At 72.9% G+C, this 8916-nt stretch carries 10 protein-coding genes and 1 pseudogene; 8 read left to right on the forward strand and 3 right to left on the reverse strand.

All coding sequences use genetic code 11. The features are described from left to right. Positions 1–1753: ATP-dependent DNA ligase (locus tag VF468_25990; protein ID HEX5881739.1), on the reverse strand; the 1753-nt coding region annotated here is incomplete at its 3' end. Beyond that, positions 1750–3531, reverse strand: coding sequence for a sulfate permease (sulP, locus tag VF468_25995; GenBank protein HEX5881740.1), 1782 nt, complete (start codon positions 3529–3531; stop codon positions 1750–1752). The genes sulP and VF468_25990, both read right to left, overlap by 4 nt. Positions 3532–3642: 111 nt before the next feature. Between sulP and VF468_26000 the strand changes: the two genes are divergently transcribed. Next, the gene (locus VF468_26000) at positions 3643–3855 is read left to right on the forward strand and encodes a DMT family transporter (protein HEX5881741.1); all 213 of its coding nucleotides are present in this window, start codon (positions 3643–3645) and stop codon (positions 3853–3855) included. Positions 3856–3869: 14 nt separating this feature from the next. Here the strand turns inward: VF468_26000 and VF468_26005 are convergent, their stop codons facing one another. Further along, a complete protein-coding gene (locus VF468_26005) occupies positions 3870–4511 on the reverse strand; it encodes a TetR family transcriptional regulator (protein ID HEX5881742.1) in 642 nt (213 codons plus the stop codon). Between the two features lie 70 nt (positions 4512–4581). Here VF468_26005 and VF468_26010 point away from each other — a divergent pair, with 70 nt between their 5' ends. The 7 genes and pseudogenes from VF468_26010 to VF468_26040 all read left to right on the forward strand — a co-directional run. Continuing rightward, entirely contained in the window at positions 4582–5076 is a 495-nt protein-coding gene (locus VF468_26010) for a DUF1772 domain-containing protein (protein ID HEX5881743.1), read from the forward strand. Between the two features lie 87 nt (positions 5077–5163). Beyond that, complete coding sequence (locus tag VF468_26015; GenBank protein ID HEX5881744.1) at positions 5164–6120, forward strand: TIGR03560 family F420-dependent LLM class oxidoreductase; 957 nt, start codon at positions 5164–5166, stop codon at positions 6118–6120. Between the two features lie 17 nt (positions 6121–6137). Next, a complete protein-coding gene (locus VF468_26020; GenBank protein HEX5881745.1) occupies positions 6138–7268 on the forward strand; it encodes an adenylate/guanylate cyclase domain-containing protein in 1131 nt (376 codons plus the stop codon). Positions 7269–7306: 38 nt separating this feature from the next. Continuing rightward, positions 7307–7753, forward strand: coding sequence for a PaaI family thioesterase (locus tag VF468_26025; GenBank protein ID HEX5881746.1), 447 nt, complete (start codon positions 7307–7309; stop codon positions 7751–7753). 127 nt (positions 7754–7880) lie between these two features. Further along, the gene (locus tag VF468_26030) at positions 7881–8648 is read left to right on the forward strand and encodes a glycoside hydrolase family 16 protein (protein ID HEX5881747.1); all 768 of its coding nucleotides are present in this window, start codon (positions 7881–7883) and stop codon (positions 8646–8648) included. Positions 8649–8708: 60 nt separating this feature from the next. Beyond that, positions 8709–8792, forward strand: a pseudogene (locus VF468_26035) (DUF899 domain-containing protein). Positions 8793–8806: 14 nt separating this feature from the next. After that, on the forward strand, positions 8807–8916 hold a 110-nt coding region (locus tag VF468_26040; protein ID HEX5881748.1), incomplete at its 3' end, for a dihydrofolate reductase.

Genomic DNA, 8916 nt, shown 5'->3' on the forward strand with positions numbered 1-8916 from the left:
CGGCGGGGGCCCGCCGGGCGGCGCGGTACATGGTTACGACCTCGTCCACGGTGGTGGCGTCGGTGGGGGCCTTGTCGTCGCGCCAGCGGCCGGTGAAGCGGGGGAACCGCAGGGCCAGGCCGGCGTCCTCCTTGAGCAGCCCCCACCCGGCGGTGTGGTGGGGCGACAGGGTGATCTCGGCGGCCAGCACCTCGACCACCAGGGTGGGCTCGAACCACACGTCGGCGTGCCAGCGTGAGTCCACCCTGGCCGGCCGCTGCGCCCGCACCAGCGGCGCCATCCGGGCCGGCAGCGCGGCCAGCTCGGCGTCGGAGAAGCCGGTGCCGCACTTGCAGATCGTCTGGAACCGGTCGCCGGCCGGGTCGTAGACGCCGAGCAGCAGCGCCCCGTACATCCCGGCGCGGCGGCCCCGTCCGGCCAGGCCGCCGACCACGACCAGGTCAAGGGTGTCGGTGAGCTCGCTGCGGTAGTCGCGCTTGAGCTTGATCCACTGCCAGCCCCGGGCCCCGGCCTGGTACTGCGCCGTCGGGGCGACCGACTTGCAGATCACCCCCTCGCAGCCCTCGGCCACCGCCTGCTCGAACACCCGCTCCATGGCCGCCTCGTCGCCGACCTGCTCGGCGGTGGCCAGCCGCAGCCGCGCCGACGGCGTGATCGCCTCGGCCAGCCGGGCGCGCCGCTCCAGGTAGGGCAGGCGGGTCAGGTCGGTCCCGTCGGCGTACAGCAGCTCGAAGCAGAACATGCTCACCGGGAAGTCCTTGGTCGCCTCGGCGATGCCGTACTTGCGGCGGCGGAACATCACGTCCTGGAAGGGGCGCAGTTCGCCGGAGGCCGGGTCGAAGGCCACCACCTCGCCCTCCAGGATCACCTCGCGCGGCTTCAGGCTCTCGGAGAGCAGCTGCACCACCTCGGGGAACTGGGTCGAGACCCGGTCCAGCCGCCGCGTGTACAGCTCAAGGGCGCCGTCGGCGGTGCGGTGGGCCTGGACCCGGATCCCGTCGTACTTGTACTCGGCCGCGCACGACCCGCCCAGCTTGGCCAGGATCTCGGCCGGTTCGCCGAGGCGCTGGGCCAGCATCGGCCGCACCGGGTTCCCGGCCCGCACCTCCATCGCCTCGACCGCGGCCAGGCCCTCGGTGACGAGCGTGGCCGCGACCAGGCCGAGGTCGGAGCAGATGTTGTAGGCCCGCTCCAGGACCGGTCGCTGCTTGCGGCCGCCGGCGTGGACCTCGGCCAGGGCGTCCAGGATGGTGGCGGTCCCGATCCCCAGCCGCAGGTTGGCCGTGACCGTGCGCAGCAGGTAGCGGGCCTCCAGCGGCGTGGCCTGCCGGAGCAGGCCGACCAGTCCGGCCAGCTTGCGGCCCTGGGAGCCGGTGCCCTGGGCCTCGGCGATCTCGTGCAGGCCCTCGAACACCCGCTCCACGGCAAGGGTGGCCGGCCGGCCGGGCTCCAGCTCCTCCAGCAGCTGTTCGGCGGTCAGGCCCAGGTCGCCGGTGTCCCGGGCGCCGGCCAGGACCTGCTCGACGGGCGCGCCGGCGGCCTCGGCGACCGCCCGGGCGGCCAGCCGGTCGGCCATCCCCAGCTCGACCCCGGCGAAGTCGGGCGCGATCTGCCCCTGGCAGAGCAGCGCCACCGTCGGCAGCAGCTCGTCCGGGGTCTCCCGGAAGAGCTCGGCCAGCCGCCCGATCAGCTCCAGCCGCGCGCTGGCGGCCTCCAGGTCCCGGTAGGCCTCGGCGAGGATCTCGTACCTCATGCGGGGGCGTCCGGGGTGGGGGTGCGGCGTTCCTCCCAGTCGACCCAGGTGGTGCCGGTGGCGGCGACGTAGCCGTCGACGGCCGTGCCGACGGTGGGGAAGAAGTGGTCGGCGCCGACGGCGTCGAACAGGCCGTAGCGCCGCAGCCGGTCCTTGACCGGGCCCTTGAGCTCAGCGAAGGCGAGGGTCACGTGCTCATTGTGCAGCTCTTCGAGCAACTCGTGGAGGGTGCCGGCGGCGGTGGTGTCGATGTCGGTGATGGGCTCGGCGGCGACCACCACCCAGCGGACGGGGTGGATGGCCTCGGTGACCAGCCGGCGGACCCGGCGGCGGAAGTAGCCGGCGTTGGCGAAGAACAGGGGCGCGTCGAAGCGGTAGAGGAGCAGGCCGGGGATGAGCCGGGCGCTGGGGTGGCGGTCGATGTCGTGGTAGCCCTTGAGCTCGTCCTCGCGGCCCAGGACGGCGTCGTGGGGGCGCCAGGCCCGGCGGACGAAGTCGCCCAGCGAGAGCACGATGGCCACGAAGATGCCGACCAGCACCCCGAGCAGGGCGACCCCGAGGAAGGCGGCCAGCCAGAGAACGAACTCGGAACGGCGGACCTGGTACAGGCGCCGGACCCCGGCCATGTCGATCAGGCCGATGGCGGCGGTGATCACGATCGCGGCCAGCATCGGCAGGGGGAGGTTGCGCAGCAGGCCGGGGGCGAACACCAGCAGCAGGGCGATGGCGACGGCGCCGACCAGGGGGGTGAGCTGGGAGCGGGCGCCGGCGGCCACGGCCACCGGGGTGCGGGAGGCGCTGCTGGAGATGGCGAAGCCCTGGAACAGGCCGGAGGCCAGGTTGGCGGCGCCGAGGGCGCGCAGCTCCTGGTCGGGGTCGACCTCCTCGTTGCGCTGGGAGGCCAGCGACTGCGACAGCACGGTGGTGTCGGCCACCGCGACCAGGGCGATGCCCAGGGCGCCGCTGAACAGCGCCCCCAGGTCGGCCAGCTCGAAGGCCGGGAAGGCCAGGGTCGGCAGGCCCTGGGGGAGCACGCCGAGGACCTGCACGCCCTCGGTGTCAAGGTCGAACAAGGTCACGGCGGCGATGCCGACGAGCACGGCCACCATGACCCCGGGGACGGTCCGCCAGAGCCGGCGCATGACGACGATCACCACGATCCCGGTCACCCCGACGGCCAGGGCGGCCCGGTTCACCCGCCCGTCGGCCACCCCCTGGACGAAGTCGCGGATCTCGGTCAGCAGACCCCGGCCCTCGATCGAGAAGCCGCACAGCCGCGGGAGCTGCCCGACCAGGATGGTGGCGGCGATGCCGCACAGGTAGCCGACCTGCACCGGCCGCGACAGCAGCTCGGTCACGAACCCCAGCCTGGCCGTGCCGGCGAGCACGATGATCAGCCCGGTCAGGATGGACAGGGCGCCGGCCAGGGCGACCGCCGTCTCCGGGTCGTCGCCCCCCAGGGGCAGGATCACGGCCGCGATGACCGCCGCCAGCGACGAGTCGGGCCCGAGCACCATCACCCGCGACGGCCCGAAGATGGCGTAGGCGACCAGCGGCACGATGGTCGCGTACAGCCCGGTGATGGGCGGCAGCCCGGCCGCCTGGGCGTACCCCATGCCCACCGGCACCAGCAGGGCGGTCAGCACCAGCCCGGCCATCAGGTCGCTGGCCAGCCAGGGGCGCTGGTACTCGCGCAGCGTGCGCAGCCCCGGCACCCACCGCTCGATCCCCTTCGCCGGCCGGGCGGTCACCTGCCCGGGGCCGTCGACCCGCGCCACGCCCGCTCCCCGCCGTCCACCACCTGGAGTACGAGCCTACTTGGTCGCCAGGACGTACCGGAAGACGTTGTCCTGGCGCAGCCGCGGCTCGAACAGCCTCGCCCAGGCGCCGTGCTCCCGGTCCAGGGGGCGGTCAACGCCCAGCTCCGGGCCGAGCTCGGCGCCGCGCCCGTGGTCGCCCTGACCGTCGGCGGCCAGCAGCTCGCCTCGGTCGCTGTCGACCGCTACGGGCTGCTCCGGCTGGCACGCCGCCCCATCTCCCGCCGCCGTCTGCTCGGGGTCGCCGTCCTGCTCGCCGGGGTCGCCCTGCTCACCCTGGCATGAGACGGCGTGCGGGCTCAGTGGGGGTAGTCGCCGAGGCCCTGCGCGAGCAGGGCGAACGCGTCTTCGCTGAGCCTGCGGACGTCGGCGGCGAGCCGGGTGGGCTCCTCGTCGGCCAGGACCCGGCGGCGGGTGTAGTCGAGCAGCGCGCGCTGGACGCCGATGAGGGCGTTCGCCGCGACCTGGGGACGGAGGTCGTCGGCCGGGGCGCCGGTCTCGGCGGCGAGCCGGGCGGCCAGGGCCTCGGCGTTGCGGGCGAACGCCTGCTGCTCGCGAGCCTGCAGGGCCGGGCTGGCGGCGATCACGCGGTTGACGGTCCGCAGCCGCTCCAGCGCCTGGAGATCACCGGCCTCCACCTGGGCGAGCAGCCCACCGGAGGACAGCAGGTGACGCCGGAAGGCCACCAGCACCGGCTCGCCCGCCGCCCGGGTGGCGACGGCGTCGACCAGGTGGGCCCCGAAGGCCTCGAGCCGGAAGAAGAAGAGGTCCTCCTTGGCCGGGAAGTAGTTGAACACGGTGGCCACCGCGACCTCCGCCTGGCGGGCGACCTCGGCGACCGTCACCTGCTCGAAGCCCCGGTCGGCGAACAGCCGCCACGCGGTGTCGGCGATCAGCCGCCGTGTCCGCTCCTTCTTGCGCTCGCGCAGTCCCAGCTCCATGTCAGGCGCAACATAGCACGATTCCTGGTTCTGCTCTATCTTTGGAGTGAGTCTAAGAAAGGAGCGAGCTGTGAAGGTCCGCGTCGCCCAGGCCATCACCATCGTCCTGTTCGCCCTGGTCATGGGGGTGTTCTGGGGCACCTGGTTCTCCCTGAGCCGGACCATGGGCCGGCTTTCGCCCGAGACCTTCCTCGCCGTCGGCCACGAGATGATCCGGAACCTGGGGGTGCCGATGGCCATCCTCCTGCCCCTCGCCCTGCTCAGTGCGCTGGTCACCCTGGCCCTGCAGCGGTCCGGCGGGCGCACGGCGGCGTTCTGGTGGATGGCGGCCGGGTTCCTGCTCATGGTCGCGGCGCTGGTGATCACCCTGGCCGTCGAGGTCCCGATCGACAACCAGATCGAGACCTGGACGGCGGCCACCCTGCCCGGTGACTGGCGGTCGATCCAGACCCGCTGGGAGCTGTGGCACACCATCCGCACCTTCTTGTCGATCGCCGCCGTGGTCGCGGCCACGATCAGCGCCACGGTCAGTTCCGTTCGAGACGCCGTCGCCATCCGTGCCTAGCCTGACCGTCAACGAGACGAGGAGGAGGAACCGATGACCGCTGCAGCCTCCCGCCGGCCCGCCGTCCCCGTGACCGCCACCGGCGGGATGCGCGTCAGCCTCAACCTGACCAGCTACTCCTGGCCCGGCGGCCCCGGTGCGGAGCTGGCGCGGCTGGCCGGCGCCGCCGAGGAGGCCGGGGTCGACACCGTCTGGGTGCCCGACCACCTGCTCCAGGCCGACCCGACCGCCGGCCCCGGCGACACCGAGATGCTGGAGGCCTACACCACCCTGGGGTTCCTGGCCGCCCAGACCGAACGGGTCCGGCTCGGCACCATGGTCACCGGCGTGACCTTCCGGCCCCCGGCCTTGCTGGTCAAGGCCGTCACCACCGTGGACGTGCTCTCGGGCGGGCGCGCCTGGCTGGGGATCGGCGCCGGCTACCACGGCGAGGAGGCCGATGCCATGGGCCTGCCCCTGCCCCCGGTGGCCGAGCGGTTCCAGCGGCTGGAGGAGACGCTCCAGATCGCGGCCCGGATGTGGGCCGGCGACGACACCCCGTTCGCCGGCCGCCACTACCGGCTGGGGCGGCCGGTGGGCAGCCCGCCGCCCACCCAGCGTCCCGGGCCACCGATCCTGGTCGGAGGCGCCGGCGAGCGCAAGACCCTGCGGCTGGTCGCCCGGTATGCCGACGCCTGCAACCTGTTCGACATCCCCGACGGCGGCCGCACCGTCACCCACAAGCTCGCGGTCCTGGCCAGGCACTGCGCCGACCTCGGCCGCCCCTACGAGGAGATCGAGAAGACCCTCAGCACCCGGCTGGAGGCCGGGGAGCCCGCCGACGCGTTCGTCGCCCGTTGCCGGGAGGCGGCCGCGCTCGGCATCGAGCACGTGGTCGTCCTCACCCCGGGTCCGTGGACCCGGGACCGGCTGGCCGTGCTCGCCGAAGCCATCCCTGTCGTTGGGGAGCTTCCGGTCGCCCGGGCGGCAGCGACCCGGCGTAAGGTCCGGGCATGGACGGAAGGTCGGGGCGGTGGAGGCGAGAGCACCTTCCCGCGTGGCTGATCGATGCCGGATTGTCGGTGGCCCTGGCGGTCGCGATCACGGTCGCGATCAGCGTCGGGGCGGACCAGGGCGCTCCGCCCGACGCGTTCGCCTACGGGCTCGGGCTGACCATCGCCGCCCTGGCGCTGCTCCGGCGACGGTGGCCCCTGCCGGTGCTGCTCGCGTCCGCGGCGATCCTCGTGTTCTACAACCAGTTCGACTATCCGGGGCTGTTCGCCGCCGTGCCGCTCTCGGTCGCGCTGGCCACCGCCTGGGCGGCCGGTTACCGCGTCTGGGCGCTGGCGGTCGTCCTGTGGTTCGGTGGTTCACCACTCGTGTGGTTCGCCCTGTACGCCCCGCAGGCGCTGCCCGAGGAGTCGGCCACCCGGCTGCTCAACAGCGCCGTCTCCGACCTCGCGCTGCTGGCCGCCGTGCTGCTGCTCGGGGAGGCGGTGCGCACCCGGCGCGCCCTGGACCGGGAGCACCGCCTGCTGGTGGCCGAGCAGGACCGCTCCGAGCGGCTCCTGCTCAACGTCCTCCCGGCACCGGTCGCCGACCGGCTCAAGCAGGACGAGGCCGTGATCGCCGACCGGTTCCCGGAGGTCACGGTGCTCTTCGCCGACCTGGTCGACTTCACCCGCAGCAGCGACCAGAGCAGCCCGGAGCGGGTGGTGCAGGTCCTGAACGACCTGTTCACCGCCTTCGACCGGCTGGCCCGGCGCCACGGGCTGGAGAAGATCAAGACCATCGGGGACGCCTACATGGTGGCCGGCGGGCTGCCCGAGCCCCGGCCCGACCATGCCCAGGCGGTGGCCGAGATGGCCCTGGCCATGCGGGAGGAGGCCAGCCGGCATGCCGACCCGGCGGGCCAGCCGCTCCAGGTCCGCATCGGGATCGACACCGGCCCGGTGGTGGCCGGGGTGATCGGCACCACCAAGTTCAGCTACGACCTGTGGGGCGACACCGTGAACACCGCCAGCCGCATGGAGTCGCACGGGGTCGAGGGCTGCATCCAGGTGACCGAGCGGACCTACCGGCGGCTCCGCGACCGCTACCGGTTCCAGCGGCGGGGACCGATCCAGGTCAAGGGCAAGGGAGAGCTGGTCACCTACCTCCTGCTCGGAGGACCCCAGGTCAATTCCGTTCAAGACGGCGGCGCCGCTTCCTAACCTGGCCGAAGGTGAGTTCCGCTAAGCAAGGAGGAGCGATGCAGGGGCGGTCAGGGCCGTTCTGGGACGGGGTCGAGGGACGGGCGCCGATCCCTCCGGCGGCGGCGACCCTCGGCTTCGAGTTCATCGACGCCGACGTGGAGGCGGGCACCATCGAGGTGGCGTTCGCGGCCACCGAGGCGTTCACCAACCCGGCCGGCAACGTGCTCGGCGCGTTCCTGGCCGCGATGCTGTTCGACACCGTCGGCCCGGCCCTGCTGGCCACCCTGGAGCCCGACCAGTTCCAGTCGACCCTCCAGCTCAATGTCAGCTTCCTGCGGCCGGTCCGCCCGGGCCGGCTGATCGGCCAGGGCCGGGTCGTCCACCGCGACGGGGACCTGGTGTTCCTGGAGGCGTCGCTGCTCGACGGCGACGAGGCGGTCGTCGCCACCGCCACCGCGACCGCCCGGGTGATCCCGCTGGGCCAGGCACCGGCCGCGGCCTGACCTCGGCCGATCCGACCAAGGAGAAGGTATCGATGGCCAAGATCGTGCTCGACATGCCGATCACCTTCGTCACCGCCGCCGACGCACCGGGGGTCACCCACGTGCGCGATCGCGTCTGCCCGAAAGCATGAACGGCCATCTGCTCGGCGAGCCGCCTGGAGGGTCGGTCGCCTGGTCGGAGGAGTTCGACGGGGCCGCGGGCCAGCCGGTGAGCCCTGCCACCTGGCGGCCTGAGGTCGGCGGGCACGGCTGGGGCAACCAGGAGCTGCAGTACTACACCGACGGCACCGAGAACGCCGCGCTCGACGGAAGCGGGAACCTCGCCATCACCGTCCGGCGACCGGACCCGCGGCAGCGGCAGCGCCGATTCGGCGGCTGCGAGTACACCTCCGCCCGACTGATCACCAAGGACCGGGCCGCGTTCTCCTACGGTCTGGTGCAGGCCCGGATCCGCCTGCCGCGGGGCCGGGGCGTCTGGCCCGCCTTCTGGATGCTCGGCCAGAACATCGACGAGGTCGGATGGCCGGCATGCGGCGAGATCGACGTCATGGAGAACTTCGGCGACGACCCGGCAACCGTCCACGGCACGGTCCATGGGCCGGGGTACGCCGGCCATGCGGGGATCACCGCGTCGCACACCGCCGACGCCAGCCTCGCCGACGACTTCCACGTGTACTCGGTCCACTGGGAGCCCGACCGCATCCGCTGGTACCTCGACGACGAGCTCTACCGCACGCTGACCCCCGACGACCTCCACGGCAATCCCTGGGTCTTCGACCACGACTTCTTCCTGCTCGTCAACGTGGCCGTGGGTGGGACCTTCTCGCGGCGCCCCGACAGCTCGGCGTCGTTCCCGACGACGATGCTCATCGACTACATCCGCGTCTCTCATTGAATGGCGCCTGCGCCGACGACCACGGAAGGAGCCGACACCGAAATGCAACCACCAGCCGACATGAACCTACCGGCGGTCGTCTCGCCGCAGGAGTGGGAGGCCGCGCGCGAGGAACTGCTGGTGAAGGAGAAGGAGCTGACGAGAAGGGAACCGCGATCATGAAGCTCACGACCACCACGATGGTCACCGTCGACGGCGTGATGCAGGGACTCGGCGCGCCGGACGAGGACCGCAGCGGCGGATTCGAGCGTGGCGGATGGGTTGCGCC

The sequence above is a fragment of the Actinomycetota bacterium genome, assembly GCA_036280995.1.
GTDB lineage: Bacteria > Actinomycetota > CALGFH01 > CALGFH01 > CALGFH01 > CALGFH01.

Coding starts and splice junctions, on each gene's coding strand:
- VF468_26025 (HEX5881746.1), top strand. CDS start 7,307: ATGCAGGGGCGGTCAGGGCCGTTCTGGGACGGGGTCGAGGGACGGGCG.
- VF468_26030 (HEX5881747.1), top strand. CDS start 7,881: ATGAACGGCCATCTGCTCGGCGAGCCGCCTGGAGGGTCGGTCGCCTGG.
- VF468_26015 (HEX5881744.1), top strand. CDS start 5,164: ATGCGCGTCAGCCTCAACCTGACCAGCTACTCCTGGCCCGGCGGCCCC.
- VF468_26005 (HEX5881742.1), bottom strand. CDS start 4,511: ATGGAGCTGGGACTGCGCGAGCGCAAGAAGGAGCGGACACGGCGGCTG.